This is a genomic window from Undibacterium sp. Di26W (genome assembly GCF_049340265.1).
Lineage (GTDB): Bacteria > Pseudomonadota > Gammaproteobacteria > Burkholderiales > Burkholderiaceae_D > Undibacterium.
This window is the reverse complement of sequence record NZ_JBMPOR010000002.1, coordinates 171877-197631: the sequence shown is the minus strand read 5'-3', so window position 1 is coordinate 197631 and position 25755 is coordinate 171877. Positions and strand designations below refer to the sequence as shown.

The window sequence follows — 25755 nt, the reverse complement described above, 5'->3', positions numbered from 1 at the left end:
CCAGCGATAAAACAAAAAGCCCCTGTTGCATACATCTGCAACAGGGGCTTTTTGTTGGTCGAAATTCTAGCCCAGGAAGCCCAGGTTGCGGTTGGAAAAATTCGCGATATTCGGGAAGACATCGCTGATCTGCGAGGTGCTGAGGCCAAACCAGTTCGCCAGTGTGGCGCCATACTGATCAACTGAAATCTGCGGCAGCAGGCTGCCAGAACCCACATCCAGCGTATGCTTCAGGCCAGTGACCGGGAAGTCGCCATAAATGTTATTGCCCTTGACTGCGCCACCAATGACGAAGTGATGCGAGCCCCAGCCATGATCAGTGCCATCGCCGTTACTGGTAAAGGTTCTGCCAAAATCGGAAGCGGTAAACATGGTGACCTGGTTACGCATATCAGTGCCTTGCAAACTACCCATGACACCATCGAAATAAGTGATTGCATGCGACAGTCTTGCCATCAGATCGGCATGGGCGGTGCGCTGGAAATCATGGGTATCAAAACCACCGAGACTGACAAAGAATACCTGGCGTTGTGCACCAAGAGCGCTGCGTCCGGCGATGATGCGGGCCACGGTTTGCAATTGTGAGGCCAGCGCATTGTTTGCCAGGCCACCCGTGTTGGGGTTGGTATATTGCGTGGGATTCGGCACTCCGGTACCACCCGCCGGCGCCATGGCCGGACTGAGCAGGCTTTGCGCGTTAATTGAGCGGTTAGTGACGTTGGCATGTTCTTTCTGGAACAGGTTGCTGCTGTCGGTCGAGATGATGGACTTCAGCGGATTGCCTGCCGTGGTAGAGCCAAACAGGGTGCCAGTGAGGGCGCCTATTGGTACCGCGCCAGATGCGCTGACCTGGTATTGATTGACGGTACGGCCAGACAAGAATACCGCATTGCCTGATGCAGAAATTGCCGTAAAAACCGGATAGGCATTGCTGGCCGCCAGCAGATCACCCATACGTCCGCCCCAGCCATAAGCAGCACCTTCAGGTGCATACGCTTGCCACAGCGATTGCTGGTCATTATGGGAAAACAGCTTGGGGGGCAGCGGTACACTGGCAGCCTTGTACTGCTGCAGCGTGGTAGGTACGATCAAGGGGCCGACATTGCTGACAATGGCCACGCGGCCACTGTCGAACAGGGTTTTTAATGAACCCAGGGCAGGGTGCAGCGCGAAACTGCGTCCTGCCTGTGTCGTGTTGGGTGTAATCGGTAATACACCGCCGCTGCTGCCCACCGGTGGCAGCGCAATAGAGCCAGCTTCATTGGTGGTGCGTACTGTGGTGTACTGGGTCCATGAGGTACTGTCGGTTGCCAGCACGGTATTCGCATGGTCATTGGCACCATACAGGAACAGGCAGATCAGGGCCTTGTAGCCGCCGGTAGAGGTCTGTGCAGCGGCGGAGCCGATGGTGGCCAGGTTCAGGGCAAATGGCAGGCTGGCGCTGCCGATGGTGCCGGCTGCACCCAATGCGGACGAATAGCGTAAGAACTGACGGCGTGAAGCATTAACTTTAGTCATGATGGATCCCCTTTATTTTTGGACCAGATATTCAGGTGATGCCATAGTCAGGAATGTCGCCAGATAAACACGGTTCTTTTTCGCTGCATCTGCATTGGCAGTGTTATTGGTGGGAATGGTGACGGAATTAACGGCAGTCAGTATCTGACTGCGTAGCCCGCTGCTCATCTGATTTGCCATCAGCAGTAAATTCAATTGGTCCAGCATTTGATCCGGTGTTGCGGCCAGGGCAATCATGCTGGTGTAGTCAGCCTTGACGTCACGTGAAGAGCCTGTGCCGTTTGGAATAATATCGCGCATGAAATTCAAATAGCCGACTACCGACGTCTCGGCGGTAATCTGCATTTCTGGTGACACCAGCCCGGCTGTGGCAATGCCGGAGTTGGGTGGCACATAACCCGGGCGATAGAAATTGAAAACGGTAGGTGAACGCATCGGCGTTTCAGACAGGCCGCTCAGCGGATCATCCAGACTGGTCATCAGGAAGCGGCCGGAAGTGGAGTTGACACTGAAAGAGCGCATCCAGTTTGCCAGACGCAATACCGGCTCACGCAATTTGCCGGTGTTGGCATACGCCAGTGTGGCATCGTTGCGCGCTTCATTGTCCAGCAAGACGGCTTTGACGACGGCGCGCATATCACCCCTGACACCCTGGCCATTATTGTTGAAGGCAGCGGCGACGCGTGACACATATTGCGGGCTCGGATTGCTGGTCACCAGGCGCTGTATCAATTGCTTGCCGAAGAAAGGGCCGACGTTTGGATGATTGAACAGGGTATCCAGTGCAGTTTTCAGGCTGGCTTCCGGGTTGGCCGCAGATTGCGCGGGAATGGTGATACCCAGGAAGCTCTTGGCTGAAATCGAATGGTATTTCGGGTAGCTCTGCATAGGCAGCCAGTCCCGGTTCGGATCGGCATTGCCGCCAAAGAAACGGGAGTCGCTCTTGTCCGGACCAGCCCAGCTCCAGCCGGTGAAGACCTTGGCCAGGCCACTGATGTCGGTGCTGGAATAGGTTTCCACTGGCTTACCTGCATTCAGTACATAGCTGCCATCCTGATTCAACTGATACAGGCCTATGGTAAACAACTGCATGACTTCGCGCGCATAGTTTTCATCAGGTACCTGGGTGCCGGATTCTTTCTGGTTGCGCAGGGAAGTCAGGTAGTTACCCATCATCGGATGCAGGGTCACAGATTCCAGCAGATTGCGGAAATTACCAAAGGCATTGGCACCCAGCGTATCGTAATAAGCAGCAACGCCACGCGGATAGTTGGCCACGTTGCTGTCCTGAAAAGAGACAACAAAGATTTGCGAGAGGGCAAAGGTGGTGCGCTGGCGTAACTGATCATCACCCTTGATGCCCTGCTGCCAGAAGGATTCAAAGAAATTGTTTTGACTCAGGTCGCTCAAACCATTGATGAAGCCTGCTGCCTGGGCATCCATGTAGCTGCGGTGCAGTTTTTGCGGCATGGCAAACTGTTTGTCTATCCAGGCGTCATAACTACTGCTGGTCAGGCCATTGATGTCGTTGTTGGTGGCACCAAAACTGGCTTGTGCCAGGAAGCGCGAAGCCTGTGCCGGTGTTGGCGCATTGCTGTTGACGGCCTGAAAGCCGACCAGTGACTGTATGAGCCCATTGGCAACGCTGGTATCGGTAGCCGATATGGTTGCCGCCAGCGTCATTCCCTTGGTGATGGAATCTGCGGTCTGGATATAACTCAGCCCTTGCTGAATAGAAAAATTCTTGGCAACGCTGTCCTTGTTGTCCAGCAGGCTGCTGATCCAGCCATACACAGGGTCGCCGGCATAACCATGTGCGGCAATCAGCATGGAACGCACCACATTGCCACGGCTTACCGTGCCATTTGCCAGGCCATTCACCCAGTAGTCCAGTCCGGCTTTATCCGGGGGGGTGCGACTTAGTACGTTTTTATACACGACCGTGACGAAATCGGCGTTGGTCATGTTGGGTAGATAGCCGGTCAGTGCAGCATCCTGTATGGCAGCGATATAAAAAGATTCACCGATCTTTTCTATGCTTACACCGCTCTTGAACTGATTGATCCAGTATGCCAGTCCATTGGCATCGGGAATCCGGTTGAAGTAGGCAACATACAGTTCAATAATGGCGTTCAGATCTGCCGCCGAGATGGTGGTCGAGAGGTCGGCGATGATCAGGTTGACGGATACATCAGTGAACAGTAATTGCTGGATACCAGCTGCAATGCTGGTAGTGCCATCGCTGCCTACATTGTCTTTGACTGTGTAGCCGCCAGTGACTTTGGTAATGGTGTAATTGGAGCGGTTGCCGTTGAAGGTGACCGTTGTGCTTGATACCACCGGTGCCGGCGCAAACAGACGCTCCAGCACACTGGGTGCAGCGGGTGGCGGATTATTTGCCGTATTGGTGCTACTGGTTTTTTCGTCACCACCGCAGGCGCTGAGCGCCAGAACGAACAGGGTGAGAAGGTAGTGTTTGCGTGTGATGAGCCGGATAGGTGGCATATTGACTCCTGATTATCCATTCCGGAGAATTTCATTTGGGAAAGCCAATTCTAATCCAAGGGTCTTTACGTGACCCCCATAAAGTGTAACAAAGGGTGAAGTTTCACTCAAACTGATAGGGAGTGTAACAAGGCGTAAGCTGGTGGGGGCGATGTGCCGATGTTCTCACAGTGGAGAGAGGCTTTGCTGACCTTATTGTCTTTGTATGCCTGCGACAACAACAGATGTCACAAGTATCAGTTCAGACACATGCCGCGTGTAAATTAATGTAGCGGTGATAATGATATTGCTAAGTTGTATGAACTTAATTGCAAGGACTTAGTCCATTTCCGCCAGGGTCTGATGGACAAAGGCAGAGAGTATCAATTTCGATTGTGCCGATACATCAACGAATTCAAAACCATGCCTGAATTCCAGGCCGTTCTCGGTAGGGGCTTGCGAACGCAATACGAAATTCAGCGTCAGGTATTCGTCGTTTCCAGCAGCACTGACCTTGAATTTGATGACACCCGAATCCCCTTTTTTACCGAGTGCTTTTTTAATCACACCGGATGCCCCACCCATACTCAGATCGCCCAGTGTGGTTGCTGCCGTTTGTTCCGGGTCGCCTATGGTGACAGAGGCAATGATTTTGACCGAGGCACGTGAACCCTGACGTATGGTAGAGCAGCGTACTTGTTTGGGGTAAGTGAGGTGCAGATAAGCATGAGGGGTATACACCGATTTGATGGCAGATGCCGTGAAGGCATACGCTCTTTTACCCGGAAAAGCACGGACAATAAAAGTCTGGCCATCTCTGATAATCACGGCCTTGCCATCGATGGTCGGTGCCGTAATCAGGATGGACATGTTTTTGACAAAACCGATCAGTTTTACCGTGTATCTGGTGGCGGCACTGTCGTGAACTTGCAGATACAGGGTTTCGCCGACATTCCAGCGCACACTGTCAAGCTCCATCAACGTGTCTTTGCTTGATTCAGGTGGTGGGGCAGCAGCGGCAATAGTGCCGGACTGGGGGGACGCTGTTCGTGACACGGGCGTCATCTTTGAAGGAATGGTGTCCCACATGGCGTCCGGATTGCAATAGCCGTGTTCAAGCAGGCCATTCAGTTGATTCTGGGTTTCTACCTTGACACCAGAGGCCATCAATAAATGCCCCTGCTCATCATAAATAGGCCAGGGTACAGTCTGGCCTACACTGATTTCAGTATGTTTGATTGGCATTAATCCTATTGTGCTGCCCATGTCCTGTTTCCGTAATCTTGATTATCAGACGGATTGTATACTGAAAACTATTGTAAATTAATTGTGATGTTGTTGCTTTGCATAATAAAAAAGCACTCGTTACTTTAATTCAGTAACAAGTGCTTTTTAGTAAATAAAATTGCCTGACGGACAGATACTGGTCCTACTTGACTGCTTCGGCGCTAGATTTGACGCAATCAACAAAATACCCGCGCTTACCGTCGATTTCAGCCTTCACCAAGCCATGGCAATCGGTTTCAAAGCCAGGGAATCTCTCGTTGAAATCGCGGACAAAACGCAGATAATCCACGATGGTGCGGTTGAAGCGCTCACCAGGAATCAGCAGCGGGATGCCGGGTGGGTAAGGCGTCAGCAAAATAGCAGTGACGCGGCCTTCCAGTTCATCGATGGATACCCTTTCGGTTTCGCGGTGGGCCATCATGGCAAAGGCATCTGAAGGTTTCATGGCCGGTTGCATGTCGGACAAATACATTTCTGTCGTTAAACGTGCGACGTCATGGCCTTTATAGGCTTCATGTATGCCCTGGCACAGTTCTTTCAGGCCCACGCCTTCATAGCGAGGGTTTGCGGCAGCAAATTCCGGCAAGATGCGCCACATAGGCTGATTCTTGTCGTAATCATCCTTGAACTGTTGCAAAGCAGTCAGCAGGGTATTCCAGCGGCCCTTGGTGATGCCGATGGTGAACATGATAAAGAACGAGTACAGGCCGCATTTCTCAACGATAACGCCATGTTCGGCCAGGTATTTGGTAACGATGGAAGCGGGGATGCCGGTTTCGCCAAATTTACCTTCCAGCGACAGGCCCGGTGTTACGATGGTGGCCTTGATCGGGTCGAGCATGTTGAAGCCCGGTGCCAGTTTGCCGAAACCATGCCAGTCATCTTCGGCGCGTATCATCCAGTCTTCGCGTGAGCCTATGCCGTCTGCGGCAAATTCTTCTGGTCCCCAGACCTGGAACCACCAGTCCTTACCCCATTCCTGGTCCACCTTGCGCATGGCGCGGCGGAAATCCAGTGCTTCGAGGATGGATTCTTCCACCAGTGCGGTACCGCCTGGCGCTTCCATCATCGCCGCAGCGATATCGCAGGATGCGATGATCGAGTATTGCGGTGAAGTCGATGTATGCATCAGGTATGCTTCATTGAAGCTGTCACGGTCCAGTTTGCGCGACTCGGATTCACGCACCAGAATTTGCGATGCCTGTGAGATACCGGCCAGCAGTTTATGCGTGGACTGGGTCGAGAAAATCATCGATTTTTTTGCACGTGGCCGGTCTTTGCCGATGGCATGCATGTCTTTGTAAAAGTCATGGAAGGTCGCATGCGGCAACCATGCTTCGTCGAAGTGCAGGGTATCGATTTCACCGTCCAGCAAATCTTTCAATACTTCGACGTTGTACAGCACGCCGTCGTAAGTGGACTGGGTGATGGTCAGGATGCGTGGTTTCTTGTTCTTGGCTTCACGCGCAAAAGGATTGGCCTCTATCTTTTTCTGTATGCTTTCCATGCTGAATTCTTCCAGCGGAATAGGGCCGATGATGCCGAGGTGATTGCGGGTCGGCATCAGGAAAACCGGTATCGCACCACACATGATAATGGAATGCAAAATGGATTTATGGCAGTTGCGGTCGACCACGACGATGTCGCCAGGGGCCACGGTAGAATGCCAGACCATCTTGTTGGATGTCGAGGTGCCATTGGTCACGAAGTAGCAATGATCAGCATTGAAAATGCGCGCTGCATTGCGTTCGGAAGCGGCGACCGGGCCGGTATGATCCAGCAATTGCCCCAATTCTTCCACCGCATTGCAAACGTCGGCGCGCAGCATGTTTTCACCAAAAAACTGGTGGAACATCTGGCCTATCGGTGACTTCAGGAAGGCCACACCACCCGAATGACCAGGGCAGTGCCAGGAATAGGAACCATCATTTGCATAGTGCACCAGGGCGCGGAAAAACGGCGGTGCCAGCCCATCCAGGTAAGAGCGTGCTTCGCGGATGATATGGCGCGCCACGAATTCCGGTGTGTCTTCAAACATGTGAATGAAGCCGTGTAATTCGCGCAGGATGTCGTTCGGGATATGGCGTGAAGTGCGGGTTTCACCGTACAGATAAATCGGAATGTCCGCATTCTTGTAGCGGATTTCTTCGACGAAGGCGCGCAGGGATTTCAGTGCGTAGTCGGTTTCTTCGTCGGTGCCATCACCAAATTCTTCATCGTCAATCGACAGGATGAAGGCAGAGGCGCGTGATTGTTGCTGGGCAAACTGAGACAGGTCGCCATAACTGGTGACACCCAATACTTCCATGCCTTCGGATTCAATGGCATCAGCCAGGGCGCGTATACCCAGACCAGAGGTATTTTCGGAACGGAAATCTTCGTCGATGATGACGATGGGGAAGCGGAATTTCATGGAGGTCTCCAAAAAAGCTTGGTACAAGGGAGACGCCTGGGCAAGTTAAATCAACCGCTTGCGCGCCGAAAAATTCAAAGAAGCGAATTCTCTCAGATATGTGGGGACGAATGTGAAAAAATACGCAGGATTGGGGCAGGAAAAGCAAAATTTCATCTGATTGTCATCAAAACCCGATCTGCACCATATCTTGCATTGTCAAACCGGGGCAGACATGAATATTATTTAAAAAGCCATGCCGGTTTTGCTGTCGTTGTGTCAATAATTACGTCAAGAATTGCGTCAATAAAAAAGAGTGCCTGATGACAGGCACTCTTTTTGAGAAGCATGCTGACTTCTATGATTAGAACCGATATGTCGCCGCAGAAAATATAGTGACAGGTGTCTTCTGGAAGATGAACGGGCTCTTGCTTGCATCGCCACTCAGGCGACTGACAGAGGCGCCGCTGACCAGGGACCAGTTGCCGTCGATATTCCAGTGCCAGGTCGCACCCAGTTTGATGTCAGAAATGCCAGATGATGGCGTATATTGTGCATAACCGCTGATAGCAGACTGCGAAGGTGTGACACCAAAATACGACTGCATATAGGCCGTATTAGCCCAGTTTGCTGTCAGGCTGGCTGACAGGCGGTTTTGCGGATTCAGCGCGGTCGTGGCACGTCCACCAAAACTGACCTGCAGGCCCTTATGATCCACGCCAGAACCATAACGGATGGAAGAGGCCAGCGAATAATTCTGGTCTATATTGTAATTGACAAAAGCACCAGTTTCCAATGCGGTATTAACATCGCCAAGGCCACGCAGTTTGGATGAGCGCGATTCATCCCGCGCAGCTTCCAGCGACAGGCGCAGGCCATATTGCAGGCTGGGGTTTTTGGAAAAATTATAGCCAAGGCCGTTGACGGCACTAAAAAATGCACCATTCTTCCATTGTGCATCAAACATCGGGTAGGCTGCCAAGCGGCGCTCATTGGAACCAGTGTACTTAGGTATGTAGAGTGCAACTGCACCCAGAGAAAAATTCACATCCTTAGGCAAATAGGGATAAGGCACCAATTGCACCAGTTGTGAGGTCTGGGCCTGCGCTGTACAGGCTGCCGCCAGCAATGCGATCCCGAGTATTTTTTTCATCTTTTTCTCACTCAATTAAATGTGGAACCAGGCAAGTCCTGCCAGAATAGCACCCACACCAGCCACGCCATAAGAGCCATATTGCAACCACTTCTTTTTAGTCAACAAAGTGATTGCTGCCAGTGAAATGGCGATCTGTACGGCTGTCATTGCCTGTGCCCAGCGGTGATGCTGGTGCAATGCTGCTTCGGACCTGTGTTCCCATTCCTTGCTATCTTCTTCCAGTGCTTCCGCTTTTTTCTTGATCTCTTCCTTTTCAGATTTGTAGCGACTAACTTCGGAGCGATATTTTTCCGCATCGGCACCGGGTAATACCATTGCTAATTCTGCCAGATTTTGCTTGTTGGACTTCGACTGATAAAAATTCCACTGGTTCGACGCTTCGGTTTTTTTAATTGCCGATTCATTCTTGAACATGGCTGCATCATTCTGAGTCGCGCCGCCTTCATAGCCAAACAGTGCACCAACCGTTGCCATGATCGCTGTCATGACAGCTATCCTGCTTGAAAAATCATCATTGCTGTGTGCCGCATGTTCTAATTCATGGTCGTGTGGGCCATGTACGTGAAAACCGTGTCCTGACATAGTAATCCTAAATCTTTTTGTAAGTCACAAAAGCGAAGTGTAAATTTTTTTCTTCTGAGTAACATTCTTCTCTCGCTGCCTGTTTCCATAGTAATGGATCGATGGCCGGGAAAAAAGTATCACACTCAAATGTCTGTTGTATTTCTGTAACGATCAGCGTATCTGCCAGATGCAGGCTTTGCTGATAAATTTCTGCGCCACCGATAATGAAGGCGAGGTCATCGCCTGCCAGCACCTGTGCCTCGTGCAGTGAGGCGACGCTTTCCGTGCCGGCATGCTGCCATTCGCGGTTTCTTGTTACGATGATATTGCGTCTTTGCGGCAAAGGGCGGCCTATGGACTCGAACGTCTTTCTGCCCATGATAATGCTGTGGCCGCTGGTCGTGCGTTTGAAATGGGCCAGATCCTCGGGAAGGCGCCAGGGCAGCGTATTGTTGATACCAATGCCCCGTTTTTTATCAGTCGCAACGATAATCGTTAATGATGACATGCTGATGAATCCTCGTTTTCAGACTGTGTTTCAGACTGGGTTTCAGACCGCGACCGGTGCTTTGATGGCAGGGTGGAACTGGTAGTTTTCAAACGCAAAGTCATCGTATTGATAATCAAATAAAGTGTCTGGTTGACGTTTTATTACCAATTGAGGCAAGGGGAAGCTGGTGCGCGACAATTGTTCATTAACCTGATCCATATGATTGGAATACAGGTGACAATCGCCACCGGTCCATACAAAATCACCCACACCAAGGCCAGCCTGCTGCGCCATCATATGAGTAAGTAGGGCATAGGAAGCGATATTAAAAGGTACACCCAGGAAAATATCTGCACTACGCTGATACAGCTGGCAAGACAATTTTCCATCTGCCACATAAAACTGGAAGAGTGCGTGGCAGGGTGGCAGCTTCATTTGTGGAATGTCAGCCACATTCCAGGCTGACACGATCATGCGGCGAGAATCAGGATTGTTCCTGATCTGATCCAGCACTTGTTTAATCTGGTCGATATGTTCACCGCCCGGCGTAGGCCAGTTGCGCCATTGCGAGCCATAGACCGGACCAAGATCGCCCTTGTCGTCGGCCCACTCATCCCAGATGGATACGCCGTTATCCTTGAGGTATTTGATGTTGGTGGAGCCTGCCAGAAACCAGATCAGTTCATGAACGATGGATTTCAAGTGCAGCTTTTTGGTCGTCACCAGAGGAAAACCCGCATTCAAGTCAAAGCGCATCTGGTAACCGAAAACGGACAGGGTGCCGGTACCGGTGCGGTCAGTTTTGCTTGTGCCATGGTCTTTCACATGACGCATGAAGTCTAGGTATTGATGCATGAAGGATGTAAATCGCTATATTGTTCAGGGCTGGCGGACTGAAGTGCAAGTGTTTTTCATTGTGCAAAACACCATAATGTTTCAATTCTTATAGTGCGCCAGTATACCTTAGTGGTGCGCAAATTGGCTTGAGCAGGCCAAGTTAACTTTTTAGCGCTTGCTCAATAGGGGATTGGATGGTTCCGGTTCGCCGGGGGCGATAAGGGGCAATTTGATTTCAAAACGGGTGCCAACGCCGACCACGCTGGATGCATGAATGCTGCCACCCAGGACATTCGAAATGATATTGAAGGTGATGCTGAGCCCAAGGCCGCTACCACCCTGGCCGAATTTAGTGGTGAAAAACGGCTCGAAAATACGGTTGATGATATCGGCGGGTATGCCTTTGCCATTATCTTCAAAAACGATCATGACTTGTTCATCCTGTTTTTCGGCGGTACAGCACATATGACCTTCTTCCTGGCCTTCCAGACCGTGGGCCACGGCATTATTGACCAGATTGGTGAATACCTGGCCCAGTAGGCCGGGGTAACTGTCCAGCTGTATGTCGGCAGGGATATTCAGTTCTAGCGTGTACGGTGTTTTTCTTAGGCTGGAATGCAGCAGGGCGGTCAGCTCTTGCAGCATGACCAGCAAGGCAAACTGGCGGCGCTGGGCGCTGGACTGGTCTACCGCGACTTGTTTGAAGTCGCCCACCAGATGGGCGGATTGCTGCAGGCCGCGCAACAAAAGTTTGGTGGAATCGAGTGCGGTGGCGGCATAACGCGTCAGGTCAGAGCGGCGCATTTTGCCTTCTTCCACCATTTTCACTAAGTAACGGGTTTCTTCTTCCAGCGTGCTGGCAACCAGCAGGCAGTTGCCCAATGGGGTATTGAGTTCATGCGCGACGCCAGCCACCATGGAACCCAGGGCCGCCATGCGTTCTACCCTGGCCAGTTCGGCCTGGGCTGAATTAACGTTTGTCAACGCGGTTTCCAGTTCCTGGGTTCTTTGCCTGACTTTGGATTCCAGTGTCCCTGAATATTCGAGCAACTGCTGGTTCTTGATTTCCAGTTCCCTGAATGAACGTTGCAATGCCTGGCGTGTTGCTTCCAGGCTGGTTGCCAGATGGCCCAGTTCATCTTCGCGGTTCAGGGCGATAGGGTCGTTCAATTCGCCATTCGCCAACCGGTCTGATTCGCCCATCAGAATTCTGACTGGCTGTACCAATCGCCATTGCAGTACCACCAGAATAAAAATGATGGCCAATATCAAAGACAAAACGGCGGTCGTGACATAGCGGCGGAAATCGGAGGCCAGACTCTCTTGCAATAAATCTTCTGCCAGGGTCAGTCTGACCTGGCCAATAACTTGTCCGCCATGCTTGATTTCCCTTTCCATGCTGGTAAAGGGACCTTTCTGCGTTTGCTTGCGGGTGTCGTTCTTGATGAATTCCTTGCGGTCGGGCAGGGTGATGACTTCGATGGTGGCGACCCTGGGGTCGGAATACACGACTTCGCTGGAAATGTTGGCAATTTCAGGTGTGATCTGCCACAGCGGCTCACTCAGGATGACGGACAGGATTTCGACCAGTCGATTATGGTCTTCCGCATTGCGCGCCTGCGCTGCCGTTTCTATCGTATGCAGATGGTAGGGAATCAGGATGGCAGCAGGGACGGTCAACCCGAATACGACAGCTAGAATGATCGCAAGTCTGAGCGTAATTCTGCTGCGTAGCGCGGATAAGAGATGTCTAAACTGCATTCCAAGATCCTTGTGCAACACTTCCCGGGAGGGTTAGCCAGGTTGAGCATAGGGCTATGCACAACTGACCATCATTTACTGATCAGCGACAGACAAACTCATAGAACTTACGCAAAACCGAGAATGCATCTTAGTATTGTTGATGAAATGGTTTCTACGAATACCACTAAAATACTAAAAGGTTTTTTGCGTTTCAGCAAGATATCATTCTCATGATGAAAATATATTTTCAAATGCTGTGGGCTGGCAGGCACAAGGCGGGGACAGATTGCATTGGGGTAAGTGATTTTGCCAGTCACGGCAATGCAATCTCATTAAGAGGAACTTTAAGAGGAGCTTTAAGGGGATTTGTTTGCTTCTATCTTTCTTCTATCCAGGCCATTTGTATGGCTTCCAGGATCTTTTCGCCGCCACGCTGGTGGTCATCATCGAAATCTTCCAGTTCCACGATCCAGTTGTGCAAGTCGGTGAAGCGCAGCGTTAGCGGATCGATGTCTGGAAATTTGTCGCACAAGGCTTCGGCGATTCTGTAGGTGTCTGTCCATTTCATGGCGGGCTCCGGCGTATTCGGGGCAGGCGATTTTACGCCTGGCGGGCGTAAGGCTTGCTTGATTTTGCTTAGTTTTACTTAATGGTTTTCACGTGCATGGTTGATCGTGTATTTGGGGATTTCTATGGTGATATCCTGTTTGCCCAGCTTGACCTGGCAAGACAGGCGTGACGTGGCTTCCAGGCCCCAGGCAGCATCCAGCAAATCTTCTTCATCGTCGGTGGATGCATTCAATGAATTAAAACCTTCGCGCACTACCACATGGCAAGTAGTGCAAGCGCAAGACATTTCGCAGGCGTGTTCGATTTCGACATCGCTTTCAACCAGGGCTTCGCACAGGGATTTGCCTTCGGGCGCATCAATGACTGTGCCTTCAGGGCAAAGCTGGGGATGGGGCAGGACTATGATTTGGGGCATGTTGTTCTCGTTAACTCAGTATTTTGGTAGTGGATGCTGCTGCGCCATCAGGCAATCTCATCCAGTTTTTTGCCGGCCAGTGCGCTGCGCACGCTCTTGTCCATGCGGCGCGCAGCGAATTCTTCGGTACCTTGTGCCAGCTTGTCGATAGCTTCATGCAATAACTGATGATCCTTGCCATCCATCTGGCTGGCCACTTGTTCCATCAATGCTTTGATCTGCACTTGTTCGGCATCGTCCAGTAGCTGCGCGTCGGCATTCAAGGCGGACTGTGTGGCCAGCAAGATGCGTTCTGCTTCGACCACTTCTTCACGCAAGGCACGTTCCTGCATATCGGCATCTGCTGACGTGAAGGAATCTTGCAGCATGCGGGTGATTTCATCGTCGGCCAGGCCATACGAGGGTTTGACGGTAATTGCCGCTTCCACGCCGGACCTCAGCTCACGTGCGGATACCGACAGCAGTCCGTCTGCATCCACCTGGTAAGTGATGCGTATGCGTGCCGCGCCAGCCGCCATGGGAGGAATGCCGCGCAATTCAAAGCGCGCCAGTGAGCGGCATTCGCTCACCAGTTCCCGTTCGCCTTGTACTACATGGATGGCCATGGCGGTTTGCCCATCCTTGAAGGTGGTAAATTCCTGTGCGCGGGCACAAGGGATGGTGGAATTACGCGGGATGACTTTTTCAGCCAACCCACCCATGGTTTCCACCCCCAGTGATAGCGGGATCACATCCAGCAGCAGCCAGTCGTCGCCAGGGGCGCGATTGCCGGCCAGCAGATTCGCCTGTATCGCCGCACCCAGTGCTACCACCTTGTCGGGGTCAATGTTTGCCAGCGGGGTGGTCTGGAAAAATTCACCAACGGCCTTGCGTACATGGGGCATGCGCGTCGCACCGCCGACCAGTACCACACCGTCGATATCATCCACCGTCAGGCTGGCGTCGCGCAGGGCTTTGCGGCAAGGCGTAGTCGTTTTCGTCACCAGGTTTTGCGTCATTTCGGCAAATGCTGCTGCGCTGATCTGCAAATGCACGGATTCGCCAGAATTCAGTTTCGCATCAATATAGGTACTGGGCTTGCTCGACAAAGTCTCTTTGGCTTCACGGGCTTTGACCATCAGGGTGCTGGTATCTTCGTCAGACAGTGGTGCCAGTTTGGATTCCTGCAAGATCCAGCAAAACAGGCGGTGATCAAAATCATCGCCACCCAGGGCAGAATCACCACCGGTAGCCAGGACTTCGAATACACCCTTGCTCATTTTTAAAATGGAGATGTCGAACGTGCCACCACCCAGGTCATACACGGCATACACACCTTCAGATGCATTGTCGAGACCGTAGGCAATCGCTGCTGCCGTAGGCTCATTCAGCAGGCGCAAGACATTCAGTCCGGCCAGTTTGGCTGCATCCTTGGTGGCCTGCCTTTGGGCATCATCGAAATAGGCTGGAACGGTAATGACGGCACCCACCAGATCATCGCCCAAAGCATCTTCTGCGGTTTGCCGCAGAGTGGCCAGGATTTGCGCCGATACTTCCACCGGGCTCTTGATGCCAGCCACGGTTTTTAGCTTCACCATGCCAGGTTCATCATGAAAATCATACGGCAGATTTTCAGCATAGGCGATGTCTTTCAAGCCACGCCCCATGAAGCGCTTTACTGAAGCGATGGTATTCCTGGGATCATTGGTTTGCTCGGCCAGGGCCTTGAAGCCGATATGCGCATGACCATTCGGCAGATAACGTACTACTGACGGCAGCAGAGGGCGGCCTTCTTCGTCATTCAATACTTCAGGGATGCTATTGCGTACGGTTGCAACCAGAGAATTGGTCGTGCCCAGATCTATGCCTACTGCCAGCCTGTGCTGGTGTGGGGCGGTGGACATGCCAGGTTCTGAAATCTGCAGTAATGCCATGATGAAATAAGGGATGGCGATGCATCCAAAAAGGGCAAACCAATGCGGGACGGATTTGCCGGGTTATTCGAAATTACTCGTCGAGAGCAGCGATATCGGCAATAAATTTTTCCAGAAACATGCAGGCGCGGATTTGTTGTGCGGCTTCTTGAAACTGACGCTGGTCCAGCGCATTGCCAACGGTATGCAATTGCGTTCTTAGTGCACTGTTCAATTCACGTTCCAGACGCAACAGGGCGGCCTGATTATTCTCGCGTCGTGCATCATCAAAGGCTTCGCGCCATTCCATCTGCTGCATCAGGAAGGCGCCAGGCATGGACGTATTGGATTCTGTCTGCAAATCCACGCCCTGTAATTCGCATAGATAGCGTGCACGTTTCAGCGGTTTTTTCAGTGTCTGGTAGGCCTCATTGGCACGCGTTGCCCATTGCATGGCGACACGTTTTTCAGCTTCACCGGCCTGTACAAACTTGTCCGGATGCACCTGGTTCTGCACTTCACGGTAAGCTGCATCCAGTTGTCCCTGATCAAGCGCAAACCGCTGCGGCAACTGAAACAGCTCAAAATGATTCTGCATCTGCACCGACCCTTAAATTCTGAAGCTTTCGCCACAACCGCATTCGTCCTTGACGTTGGGGTTGTAGAATTTAAAGCCTTCGTTCAAGCCTTCGCGGGCAAAGTCGAGTTCAGTACCATCGATATACGGCAGGCTTTTTGGATCAACAAACACCTTGACGCCGTGTGATTCAAAAATTTGATCATCGTTGCCAATTTCATCCACATATTCCAGTTTGTACGCCATGCCTGAGCAGCCGGTGGTACGTACACCAAAGCGCAGGCCTATGCCTTTGCCGCGGCGTTCCATATAACGGGTGACGTGTTTTGCCGCTTTTTCTGTGAGTGTGATAGCCATGTTGATTCCAGTTCTCGCTGCCGATATTGCTTTTGTTATGCTTGTTAGGATGCTGCTTGCAATGCTGGTTAAGCTCAGGCGTTCTGTGCTGCGCCGTGCTTGTTTTTGTAATCCAGCACCGCAGCCTTGATTGCATCTTCTGCCAGGATGGAGCAGTGAATCTTGACCGGTGGCAGTGCCAGTTCTTCAGCGATTGCCGTGTTCTTGATTTCCAGTGCCTGATCCAGCGTCTTGCCCTTGACCCATTCAGTCACCAGGGAAGAGGAGGCAATCGCAGAGCCGCAGCCATAGGTCTTGAATTTGGCATCCTGGATGACGCCATCAGCGCCGACCTTGATTTGCAGTTTCATGACGTCGCCGCAGGCAGGTGCGCCAACCATGCCGGTACCTACCGTGTCATCACCTTTTTCAAAGGCACCGACATTGCGTGGATTTTCGTAGTGATCCAAAACTTTTTCAGAGTAAGCCATTTTGATGCTCCTTAAATTCGTTTTCTTAAATACGTTTTTTCAAACGCGAAATTAATGTGCTGCCCACTGGATGGTGGAGATATCAATGCCATCTTTATACATATCCCACAGAGGCGACAATTCGCGCAGCTTGGCGACCTTGGTCTTGAGCAGGTCGATGGTAAAGTCGATGTCTTCTTCCGTCGTGAAACGGCCAATGGTAAAACGGATAGAGCTGTGCGCCAGTTCGTCGCTGCGGCCCAGTGCGCGCAAGACATACGACGGTTCCAGGCTGGCAGAGGTACAGGCAGAGCCGGATGATACGGCGATATCCTTGATCGCCATGATCAGGGATTCGCCTTCAACATAATTGAAGCTGACATTCAGGTTGTGCGGCACACGATGTTCCATGTCACCATTGACATAGGTTTCTTCGATTTCTTTCAAGCCATTCGCCAGGCGATCGCGCATGGCGCGTACATGGGCCAGTTCGCTATCCATTTCTTCCTTGGCGATACGAAAGGCTTCGCCCATGCCAGCAATCTGGTGCGGTGCCAGCGTACCCGAACGGAAGCCACGCTCATGGCCACCACCGTGCATCTGGGCTTCCAGGCGTACCCGAGGTTTGCGACGGATGTACAGTGCGCCTATGCCTTTTGGACCATAGGTTTTATGGGCAGAGAAAGATACCAGGTCAACCTTGGTGTTTTCCAGGTCGATATGCACCTTGCCGGTGGCCTGAGCCGCATCGGAATGGAACACGATGCCTTTTTCGCGACACAGCTCGCCAATTTCAGCGATAGGCTGGATCACGCCGATTTCATTGTTGACCCACATCACCGAGACCAGGATGGTGTCAGGGCGTATAGCTGCTTTCAGTTGCTCTACCGTGATCAGGCCGTCATCGCCTGGTTGCAGATAGGTAGCTTCAAAGCCCTGGCGTTCCAGTTCACGCACGGTATCAAGCACAGCTTTATGCTCGGTTTTAACCGTGATGATGTGCTTGCCCTTGGATTTGTAAAAATTGGCTGCACCCTTGAGCGCCAGGTTATTGCTCTCTGTTGCGCCAGACGTCCAGACGATTTCACGCGGATCTGCATTGACCAGATCGGCCACTTGCGCACGCGCATCTTCCACTGCTTTTTCAGCTTCCCAGCCATACATGTGGCTGCGCGAGGCGGGGTTGCCATACTGCGCACGCAGGAAAGGGATCATCTTGTCGGCCACGCGTGGGTCGACTGGCGTCGTCGCCGAATAATCCATGTAGATAGGGAAATGCGGTGACTTCAGTGTGTCCAGCAGGCTTTTTTCCAAAGGGGCGTTCATTAAAAACTCCAAATATTCAAGAGGCGATGTGGCTGGCATGCGAATGATGCATGACGACAACATGGTTTTCCGAGGCTTTCTGTCTTTGCTGATTGACCAGATCCTGGAGTGAAACGGAATCCAGGTAATCGACCATTTTGGCGTTCAGCGTCGCCCATAAGTCATGCGTCATGCAATGCAGGCCGTTTTCGTGGTCGCTGCCATGGCAATTGCCCTTGCCGCCGCATTGGGTGGCATCCAGAGGCTCGTCCACCGCGATGATGATGTCGGCAACAGTCACATTTTGTGCCTTGCGGGCAAGATTGTAACCGCCGCCAGGCCCGCGCACGGATTCAACGATCTCATGGCGACGCAATTTGCCAAACAATTGCTCAAGATAAGACAGGGAAATGTCCTGGCGCTGGCTGATGCCGGCCAGGGTCACAGGTCCCTTATCCTGGCGCAGGGCCAGGTCTATCATTGCAGTGACGGCGAAACGTCCTTTGGTGGTCAGGCGCATAAATTACTCCGGGGTACTCCACGCAAGAAAAAGTTGAATGCCCTGAATTGTTGAGCATTTTACTCAAGTATAGCAAACTTGAGTAATTTTGTCAGGAATAGGCTTGGAACCTGTTTACAATCTTACTGCGAGGAGGGGGATGCGAGGTAAGCTTTGCGCTCTGCGGTGTAGTGCCACCAGGCCAGCGGCGGCTCACCATCCATGAATTTTACTATGGAAATGAAAACGTCGTAGACACAGGGGTCATGTCTGACTTTGGTCACGGCACACAGTTCATCATACATCTGGTAGGGATCGCGCCCTTTTAGCTGTTGTGGATCAGTGATGCCCAGCAGGTGCAAGTCAGCAACGGTTGCTTTGCCGACATTCGGCAATTGCTCCAATTGCCTGATATCGTCACAAGTGAGTGCTTTTTTCATAATTCTTTTTGCTGATCCGGCCACGCGAGTTTCTGAATATGAAATTGTAAGGCGAATTCTTGATGCCATAAAGTTAAAGACCGCCAAACGGCGGTCTTTTTAAGTTGAATAAATTTGATCTGGATCAAATATCAAAGCTGATGCCCTGCGCCAGCGGCAGGGAATTGCTGTAATTGAAAGTGTTGGTGGTGCGGCGCATATAGGCTTTCCAGGCGTCGGAACCGGATTCACGACCGCCACCAGTTTCTTTTTCCCCCCCAAAAGCACCGCCGATTTCTGCGCCTGAAGGGCCGATGTTGACATTGGCGATGCCGCAGTCACTGCCGGCAGCCGATACGAATATCTCGGCTTCACGCATGTCGGTAGTGAATATCGAAGATGACAGACCTTGCGGCACTTCATTATTCAGGTAGATAGCTTGCTGCAAATCGCTGTAACGCACGATGTACATGATGGGCGCAAAGGTTTCATGGTGCATGGATGCGGTTTGGCCTGGCATTTCTACCAGGGCAGGGCTGACGTAATAGCCATTCTCATTACCGGCAACGATAGTGCGTTCGCCACCAAACACCTTGCCTTGTTCGGACTTGGCAATCGCCAATGCACTTTGCATGGCATCGAAGGATGCAGCATCAATCAACGGTCCGACAAGGGTGGTTTTGTCCAGCGGATTACCTACTGGCAGACCGGCATAGATTTTCTTCAGGCGCGGTACCAGGGTATCGTAAATGCTGTCATGTACGAACAGGCGGCGCAGGGTGGTGCAGCGTTGGCCGGCAGTGCCGACGGCGGAGAAGGTGATGGCGCGAACAGCCATTTCCAGGTCTGCACTAGGGGCGACGATCATGGCATTATTGCCGCCCAGTTCCAATATGGTGCGGGCCAGGCGTTTGGCGCAGGTTTCGGCAACCTGGCGGCCCATACGGGTGCTGCCGGTGGCGCTGACCAGGGCCACGCGTTTGTCTTCCACCATCTGGGCACCGGTATCGCGCGCGCCTATGATCAATTCAGCCAATCCGGCTGGGGCATCACTGCCAAACCGGGCCACTGCCTTCATGAACAGGGCATGCGTAGCGATCGCCGTCAGCGGGGTTTTTTCAGATGGTTTCCAGGTCACGCTATTGCCGCAGACAAAAGCCAGCGCTGCATTCCACGCCCACACTGCGACGGGGAAGTTGAAGGCAGATATGATGCCTACGACACCAATAGGATGCCATTGTTCCATCATGCGATGGCCGGGGCGTTCGGAAGCGATGGTCAGGCCATAGAGTTGACGTGACAGGCCAACGGCAAAATCACAGATATCGATCATTTCCTGTACTTCACCCAGGCCTTCTTGCAAAATTTTGCCGGCTTCCAGTGTCACCAACTGGCCCAGCGCCTGTTTATGGGTGCGCAGTTCTTCGCCAAACAGGCGTACCAGCTCGCCACGACGTGGGGCAGGGATATTACGCCATTGCAAAAATGCAGCGTGGGCGCGGTCTATGCGCTGTTTGACTTCTGCTGCCGTATCGGTGCGCAGGCTGGCCAGAACCTGACCATCTATGGGGGAAATACTGTGGATGTCGCTTCCCTGGTAATCACTCAACTGGATGTCGAGTTCTTTTAGTATGGTTTGCAGAGTAGTGTTATTCATCTTGTGTGCCTTGATACTTTGCCAGCTTCATCAGGCTTGCTTATGGAAAACCGGATGAGCTTGCGTTTATAGTGGATAGGCTTGACGCCAGAACCGACATTGTAGCGCTGGTGCCAGCCTTATGCCTTGATCTCTTGCATTGATAGCTAATTGGGATGCTTATTCTGATTATGCTGATCCTGTTGCGTAATATTGACCAAAGCGATTGGCCAAAAAGTCGGACAGATCTGTCTGTTCCTGGCGCACCAGACCATGCTGCGGCAATTTGCCAGTGACTACCAGATCGACCATGGTGCAGATGCCGGAAGCGGTGGTCAGTTGTATCGCGGACAGTAACTGATCATTGACTTGTTGGGCATAGATTTTCTTGGCATAGGACTCCTGCTCCAGGCGGCCATCACGCATGCCGACGACGCTGACGAAGACCAGTACTACGTCCTGTTTGGTCATGGGGATGGCGGTTTCCAGGACTTCTTTCAAAATCGGGCGGCGTTCCAGTTTACCCAGTTGCAAGTCGCGTATCAATACTTTGACGATGTCGCGGTGACCGGGATAGCGCACGGTCTTGTAATTCAGGTTTTGTACCTTGCCTTCCAGACTTTCGCACAAGGTGCCCAGGCCGCCAGAGGTGTTGAAGGCTTCGTAATCAATGCCGTCCAGCGAGAAATGTTCGATTTCTTCGAGGGCTGCGGTTTCACGCAATTCGCCATCAACGATGGCTTCACATGGATTGCAATACTCATTGATCAGGCCGTCGGTACTCCAGGTCAGGTTGTATTTGAGTGCATTGTTGGGGAAGGTGGGCAGGGCACCGACGCGCATGCTGACATCGCGCAGGGTTTCAAAACGTTTGGCGACATCATTGGCAACGATGGAGATAAAACCAGGTGCAAGGCCACATTGCGGGACAAAGGCGCAGTCCGCGCCTTCAGCCAGTTGTTTGACGATGCGTGTGCTTTCCACGTCTTCAGTCAGGTCAAAATAATGGGAATTGGCTTCACGCGCGGCACCGGCGATGATGGGCGTCAAGAAGTAAGGGCAGGCCGACATGGTTACCTTGTGCCCGCGAATCAGTTCGGTGACGGCGGCTTTGTCGCCCAGATCAGCCTGGACGATGCTGGTATTCGGGAAGCCCGCCTGTTCCACGTATTTCAGACGTTCAGGGTCACGGTCGGCGACCGTGACTTGATAGTCGCCGGTATGGGACAGCAAATTGAGAATTGCATCACCAATTTTGCCTGCGCCCAAAAGTATCAATTTCGTTGCCATGTCCGTCTCCAAAGCCTGATGTAAAAGTGTTGTTAATGTATTATTTAATTATTGTTGAAACCGTTCAGGTTGAAGTCTAAGCCTTAGTTTTGTCAGATAATAGCGACTAAATTATCGTCAATATGCATGGTCATACGATAATATGTAGTGTATATAAAACGAAATGACGAAATGAAACCTGATCTTGATGACATTGATCATAAAATCCTGGCTTTGCTGATGGACAATGCACGGCTGCCGGTGACCAGTATCGCCAAGGCGGTTGGTATTGCCCGTACTACTGTCATCGCCAGGATTGCCGCGCTGGAAAAGCGGGATGTGATAGCCGGTTATGGCTTGAAGCTCAACCACAAGCAGGCGCAACCTGCTGTCAGGGCCTATGTGGGCCTGTCGGTAGAGGCGCGTTATGCACCGGCATTAATCAGGCATCTGCAGCAATTGCCAGAAACAGAAACCTTGTGCGCTGTCAGTGGGGCCATCGACTATATGCTGACCTTGCGTTGCCCGAGTACCGAAATCCTGGACAAGTTGCTGGATCAGATTGGCGCGCTTGACGGCGTCAGGCAAACCTCAACCTCGATTATTTTGAGCAAGCGTATAGACAGAGGAGCTTTGTAGCGCAAGAAGAGTGCACTGAAAACACAAATGCCGCATACAGGAACGCGGCATTTCATAGAGAGAATCATGCAGGCAGATGCATGGGCACCTGTGCGTAAAGATAGAAATCAGGTACTGCTGGCTGACTTCGCCTGTGCTTTTTTATCTTCGGCAACAGTTTTCTTGGGTTGTGGCGCAGGAGCAGGCTGCACATTGTCAGAAAAATGCATATTGGTCTGTTGCAGTATCTGCAGATGCACTGAAGCTCGGTCCACACCGCTTCTGTCCAGTTGCACCTGTGCCTGCGGCGTGGCGGCGCTTGGTGCTTCCGGCATGATTTCCGGGTTTGCAGACTTGTCCTGCGGATCGTATTGGCTTGGCACAGAAGCCATGGACATCAGTTCCTGGCTATAAGCAAGGCCACCCAGCAGGGCAGAAGTAAGCACGCAGAAGACGATGGATTTTTTTAACATGATTGCCTGCTAGAAAATAAGTGCTGCGACAAACCGGAGTAATTGCTTAAATAAAATATAATTATTTCATTATAGATGTTAAACAAGCAATTGCGGTTTTTTATGCGTGCGCATCTTTGCTTGCTGAATTTGTCTGTCTTGCTGATCAAAGGCAAGTTTTTCGTCATTGCTCAGGCGTTTCGCCGCGATAAAGACGGTATGCACTTTGTTTCCAGCTTGTTCGAGATCAAAAGCGATTTTTTGTTGTTCAGTCAGTCTTGGTGCTGAGATTGTAACTGTTGCAACATGATTGCTTGCATTCAGTTTATTAATATATTTTGCTACTGGCACTATGGTAGCAGCAAATACAGCAATGGTTAACACAGTTAAATTGGTTTTCTTGACGATATTCATGCTATTTCTCCTTTTGACCTTCAGTGATCTTGCTATGCTTGCACTGTAATGGCCGGTGAGAACGGCTTCCAGTCGTTTGCGACGAAATGCAGAAAGTCTGGGATGAAATTCAAGAAATGAAACATGAACGGTATGGCCGTCTTTGCAAGAAAAACTATTTTTTGCAATGCAAAGCACAGTAATTGGCCCACCACTATTCAAATTTGGAGCCGCTATGGCAGCAATGGTAGTAATGGTATTAATGGTAGTAAGGCGAAAGACAAGACGACCTGCAATTTTATGGGGCTTGCTAGCAGCATTGCCATTGCTGGCACAGGCCCAGCTACCAGCCTGGGGTGACTATCCAGCTTTACCCCAGCCACTTGCTGCTGCCAGGGGCCTAAGTAATACAAATAATGCAAATAATATAAATAACGCTAGCGAAAATGCTGATGCATTGCGCTTTCTTGAATCCTTGAGTGATGCTCAGGTGCGCGCATGGATGAAGCGGCAAACCGATTTTAGCCAGACGCTCATTTCCCGCATCAACGGCAGGGATGCTTTGCTGGCCAGGCTCAGAAACCTGCAGGCGCAAGATTATAGTGCTGGCAATCTGACAGAAGTGCGTGGGAGGCAGTTTTTTGTCAAACCCACTGGCGACGGCAGGCCTGGTCTATTCATGCGTAATGCCAGTACGGCTGGCGAAAAAATACTCATGCTGGCTGAAGTCGGGCGGAGCATCAGTTTTTTCAGCCCTTCACCCGATGGCAATCATGTCGCCGTCGGTGTGCTGTCAACTGATGGCCGCCGACAGCATAGCCTGCGCATCATCAAGAGCGCGGATGCCAGTGTGCTGAAAGATGATCTGGGAAATATCCCTGTCAATGCCAGGGAAGTAAGTTGGAAGGCGGATGGCAGTGCGCTGTTCTTCCCTAAAAGCGCAGGCAAGGCCGATGCTGAAAATGGCACTGTCTGGCTGCACGTGCTGGGAACCAAATCAAGGGAAGACCAGGCACTGATCGGTGCCGGAGTCAGCAAGAACCGGAAATTTGCCGCCACCGACACCATCACACTCAAGACTGCAGCCAATTCGGCTTTTGTACTGGCTGAGGTCCGTCATGGAAATGCTCCTGATCGCAGCCTGTATCTGGTCAGGCAAGACCAGTTGAAGGGCGCTGCTACGGCCTGGCAACGCCTGGGCAGCCCAACTGACAAGATTAAAAACGACTGGTTGTCGGGCGAAAGCCTGTACCTGGTCTCGACTAAAAAGAAGGCCGCTGGGGCCATTTTGAAACTCGACCTGAAAACACCGCAACTGAATACTGCCAAGGAATTGTTTGTCGCCAACGATGAAGACGTATTGGAATTGGCTCTCGCCAAGAATGCGCTGTATGCCCATGTGGCAGAAGCAGGCTTTAGTAAATTGATGAAAATCGATCTGGCCAGCAATAAAAAGGAAGAAATCAATTTGCCTTATCCCGGCAAGATCAGCCAATTGACTGCTGATACAGAAAACGAAGGGGCACTCTTTGTACTGGAAGCAGCCAATGCTGCTCCCTTGTCTTACCGCGTGCTGCCAGCGGGTGAAGTAAAAAATGTCGAGGTTTTTCGTTCCCCGCAAATCGGCTTTCATCGCATTGCCACCAAACACCTGACGCTGACCAGGCCAGGCACTGACAAACAGTTGTCCATGACTTTGCTGTATCCGCAAGGTATGGAGCTTGATGGTAGCCACGCCTGCCTGTTGACCATCGAAACCGGCAGCGGCCTGGCTGCCCTGGCGAGTTATGACGCAAAACGCCTGGCATGGCTGGAACAGGATGCGGTGATGGCCATCGTGTATGTGCCTGACAGTACCGATGTCAAAAGACGTTCTGCCAATGATGGCCTGGATGAATTCCTGTTTGCTGCAGACTATCTGGTCAATGAGGGGTATACCAGCGCCAAAAAACTGGTGGTGCAAGAGTCGCGTGCCAGTCAGCGTTATCTGGCCATGGCGATCAGTCAGCGGCCGCAGTTGTTGGCTGCGGTGCAAAGCTCGGCACTGTTGTCCGAGCCTTTGACGACAGATAAAAACAAGAAAACGGCGCAACGCGGCAAGAATCCGGCGAGTGGCGCTTATCCTTACCAGCAATTGCGCGAAGCATCTTATCCCGCCATGTTGCTGACTGCACGCTTTGGTGTCGGTACTGCACCTGTGTGGATGACGGCTAAATTCGCAGCGCGTGTGCAAATGCTGAATGCGGATAAATCACGCCCAGCCCTGTTTCGGACGGATTTTGCCAATTCCTGGAAAACAGATGCCATGGCAGACCAGGCAGATGCATGGTCGTTTTTCTTTTGGCAAACAGGGCGCAAGGGATTTTCGCTCAGACCCTAAAACGATTTCCGTATACCTGGGCTGGATAAAACAAACGGCCACTTGATGGCCGT

Annotated in this window: 25 protein-coding genes; 3 read left to right on the top strand and 22 right to left on the bottom strand. The window is 51.7% G+C overall.

Features of this window, described 5'->3' with window-relative positions; genetic code table 11:
- Window positions 1–66: 66 nt before the first annotated feature.
- The 20 genes from ACO0LM_RS03295 to ACO0LM_RS03200 form a co-directional block, all read right to left on the bottom strand.
- A complete protein-coding gene (locus tag ACO0LM_RS03295) occupies window positions 67–1518 on the bottom strand; it encodes a DUF1501 domain-containing protein (RefSeq protein ID WP_423034306.1) in 1452 nt (483 codons plus the stop codon).
- Window positions 1519–1530: 12 nt separating this feature from the next.
- Window positions 1531–4023: a DUF1800 family protein gene (locus ACO0LM_RS03290; protein WP_423034304.1), complete on the bottom strand. Its 2493-nt coding sequence runs from the start codon at window positions 4021–4023 to the stop codon at window positions 1531–1533.
- Between the two features lie 318 nt (window positions 4024–4341).
- On the bottom strand, window positions 4342–5268 hold the full coding sequence (locus ACO0LM_RS03285; RefSeq protein WP_423034302.1) for a flagellar brake protein: 927 nt from the start codon (window positions 5266–5268) through the stop codon (window positions 4342–4344).
- Window positions 5269–5431: 163 nt separating this feature from the next.
- A complete protein-coding gene (locus ACO0LM_RS03280) occupies window positions 5432–7702 on the bottom strand; it encodes an Orn/Lys/Arg decarboxylase N-terminal domain-containing protein (protein ID WP_423034300.1) in 2271 nt (756 codons plus the stop codon).
- A 343-nt stretch (window positions 7703–8045) separates the two neighbouring features.
- Complete coding sequence (locus tag ACO0LM_RS03275) at window positions 8046–8834, bottom strand: MipA/OmpV family protein (protein WP_423034298.1); 789 nt, start codon at window positions 8832–8834, stop codon at window positions 8046–8048.
- Window positions 8835–8849: 15 nt separating this feature from the next.
- Entirely contained in the window at window positions 8850–9419 is a 570-nt protein-coding gene (locus tag ACO0LM_RS03270) for a DUF4337 domain-containing protein (RefSeq protein ID WP_423034296.1), read from the bottom strand.
- Window positions 9420–9426: 7 nt separating this feature from the next.
- Window positions 9427–9909 carry a dihydrofolate reductase gene (locus ACO0LM_RS03265; RefSeq protein WP_423034294.1) on the bottom strand — a complete coding sequence of 161 codons (483 nt, stop codon included), beginning with the start codon at window positions 9907–9909 and terminating at the stop codon, window positions 9427–9429.
- Between the two features lie 42 nt (window positions 9910–9951).
- Window positions 9952–10746 carry a thymidylate synthase gene (locus tag ACO0LM_RS03260; protein ID WP_422982442.1) on the bottom strand — a complete coding sequence of 265 codons (795 nt, stop codon included), beginning with the start codon at window positions 10744–10746 and terminating at the stop codon, window positions 9952–9954.
- Between the two features lie 150 nt (window positions 10747–10896).
- Window positions 10897–12408: a sensor histidine kinase gene (locus ACO0LM_RS03255; protein ID WP_423034292.1), complete on the bottom strand. Its 1512-nt coding sequence runs from the start codon at window positions 12406–12408 to the stop codon at window positions 10897–10899.
- A 439-nt stretch (window positions 12409–12847) separates the two neighbouring features.
- On the bottom strand, window positions 12848–13039 hold the full coding sequence (iscX, locus tag ACO0LM_RS03250) for a Fe-S cluster assembly protein IscX (protein ID WP_423034290.1): 192 nt from the start codon (window positions 13037–13039) through the stop codon (window positions 12848–12850).
- 78 nt (window positions 13040–13117) lie between these two features.
- Window positions 13118–13456 (bottom strand): ISC system 2Fe-2S type ferredoxin, encoded by a 339-nt coding sequence (fdx, locus tag ACO0LM_RS03245; RefSeq protein ID WP_423034289.1) that lies wholly within the window; start codon window positions 13454–13456, stop codon window positions 13118–13120.
- Between the two features lie 47 nt (window positions 13457–13503).
- Window positions 13504–15369: a Fe-S protein assembly chaperone HscA gene (hscA, locus tag ACO0LM_RS03240; RefSeq protein WP_423034287.1), complete on the bottom strand. Its 1866-nt coding sequence runs from the start codon at window positions 15367–15369 to the stop codon at window positions 13504–13506.
- 73 nt (window positions 15370–15442) lie between these two features.
- Window positions 15443–15946, bottom strand: coding sequence for a Fe-S protein assembly co-chaperone HscB (gene hscB, locus ACO0LM_RS03235; RefSeq protein WP_423034285.1), 504 nt, complete (start codon window positions 15944–15946; stop codon window positions 15443–15445).
- A gap of 12 nt (window positions 15947–15958) precedes the next feature.
- Window positions 15959–16282 carry an iron-sulfur cluster assembly protein IscA gene (gene iscA / locus ACO0LM_RS03230; protein WP_186945385.1) on the bottom strand — a complete coding sequence of 108 codons (324 nt, stop codon included), beginning with the start codon at window positions 16280–16282 and terminating at the stop codon, window positions 15959–15961.
- A 74-nt stretch (window positions 16283–16356) separates the two neighbouring features.
- Window positions 16357–16752 carry a Fe-S cluster assembly scaffold IscU gene (gene iscU, locus ACO0LM_RS03225; protein WP_422982430.1) on the bottom strand — a complete coding sequence of 132 codons (396 nt, stop codon included), beginning with the start codon at window positions 16750–16752 and terminating at the stop codon, window positions 16357–16359.
- A gap of 51 nt (window positions 16753–16803) precedes the next feature.
- Window positions 16804–18057, bottom strand: coding sequence for an IscS subfamily cysteine desulfurase (locus ACO0LM_RS03220; protein ID WP_422982428.1), 1254 nt, complete (start codon window positions 18055–18057; stop codon window positions 16804–16806).
- A gap of 16 nt (window positions 18058–18073) precedes the next feature.
- Entirely contained in the window at window positions 18074–18556 is a 483-nt protein-coding gene (gene iscR, locus ACO0LM_RS03215; protein WP_423011927.1) for a Fe-S cluster assembly transcriptional regulator IscR, read from the bottom strand.
- Window positions 18557–18678: 122 nt separating this feature from the next.
- Window positions 18679–18975 (bottom strand): helix-hairpin-helix domain-containing protein, encoded by a 297-nt coding sequence (locus ACO0LM_RS03210; RefSeq protein ID WP_423034283.1) that lies wholly within the window; start codon window positions 18973–18975, stop codon window positions 18679–18681.
- A gap of 124 nt (window positions 18976–19099) precedes the next feature.
- A complete protein-coding gene (locus ACO0LM_RS03205) occupies window positions 19100–20611 on the bottom strand; it encodes an aldehyde dehydrogenase family protein (RefSeq protein ID WP_423034281.1) in 1512 nt (503 codons plus the stop codon).
- 168 nt (window positions 20612–20779) lie between these two features.
- On the bottom strand, window positions 20780–21880 hold the full coding sequence (locus ACO0LM_RS03200) for a saccharopine dehydrogenase C-terminal domain-containing protein (RefSeq protein ID WP_423034279.1): 1101 nt from the start codon (window positions 21878–21880) through the stop codon (window positions 20780–20782).
- A gap of 171 nt (window positions 21881–22051) precedes the next feature.
- Between ACO0LM_RS03200 and ACO0LM_RS03195 the strand changes: the two genes are divergently transcribed.
- Window positions 22052–22498 carry an Lrp/AsnC family transcriptional regulator gene (locus ACO0LM_RS03195; protein ID WP_423034277.1) on the top strand — a complete coding sequence of 149 codons (447 nt, stop codon included), beginning with the start codon at window positions 22052–22054 and terminating at the stop codon, window positions 22496–22498.
- 107 nt (window positions 22499–22605) lie between these two features.
- On the opposite strand, the gene ACO0LM_RS03190 is transcribed toward ACO0LM_RS03195, so the two are convergent.
- Both ACO0LM_RS03190 and ACO0LM_RS03185 read right to left on the bottom strand, forming a co-directional pair.
- On the bottom strand, window positions 22606–22950 hold the full coding sequence (locus ACO0LM_RS03190) for a hypothetical protein (RefSeq protein ID WP_423034275.1): 345 nt from the start codon (window positions 22948–22950) through the stop codon (window positions 22606–22608).
- A gap of 78 nt (window positions 22951–23028) precedes the next feature.
- Window positions 23029–23343: a hypothetical protein gene (locus ACO0LM_RS03185; protein WP_422982414.1), complete on the bottom strand. Its 315-nt coding sequence runs from the start codon at window positions 23341–23343 to the stop codon at window positions 23029–23031.
- A 123-nt stretch (window positions 23344–23466) separates the two neighbouring features.
- On the opposite strand from ACO0LM_RS03185, the gene ACO0LM_RS03180 reads away from it, so the two are divergent.
- Both ACO0LM_RS03180 and ACO0LM_RS03175 read left to right on the top strand, forming a co-directional pair.
- Window positions 23467–23682 (top strand): hypothetical protein, encoded by a 216-nt coding sequence (locus tag ACO0LM_RS03180; protein ID WP_423034663.1) that lies wholly within the window; start codon window positions 23467–23469, stop codon window positions 23680–23682.
- On the top strand, window positions 23585–25702 hold the full coding sequence (locus ACO0LM_RS03175) for a hypothetical protein (protein ID WP_423034647.1): 2118 nt from the start codon (window positions 23585–23587) through the stop codon (window positions 25700–25702). The genes ACO0LM_RS03180 and ACO0LM_RS03175 overlap by 98 nt, the downstream gene beginning before the upstream one ends.
- Window positions 25703–25755 lie beyond the last annotated feature (53 nt).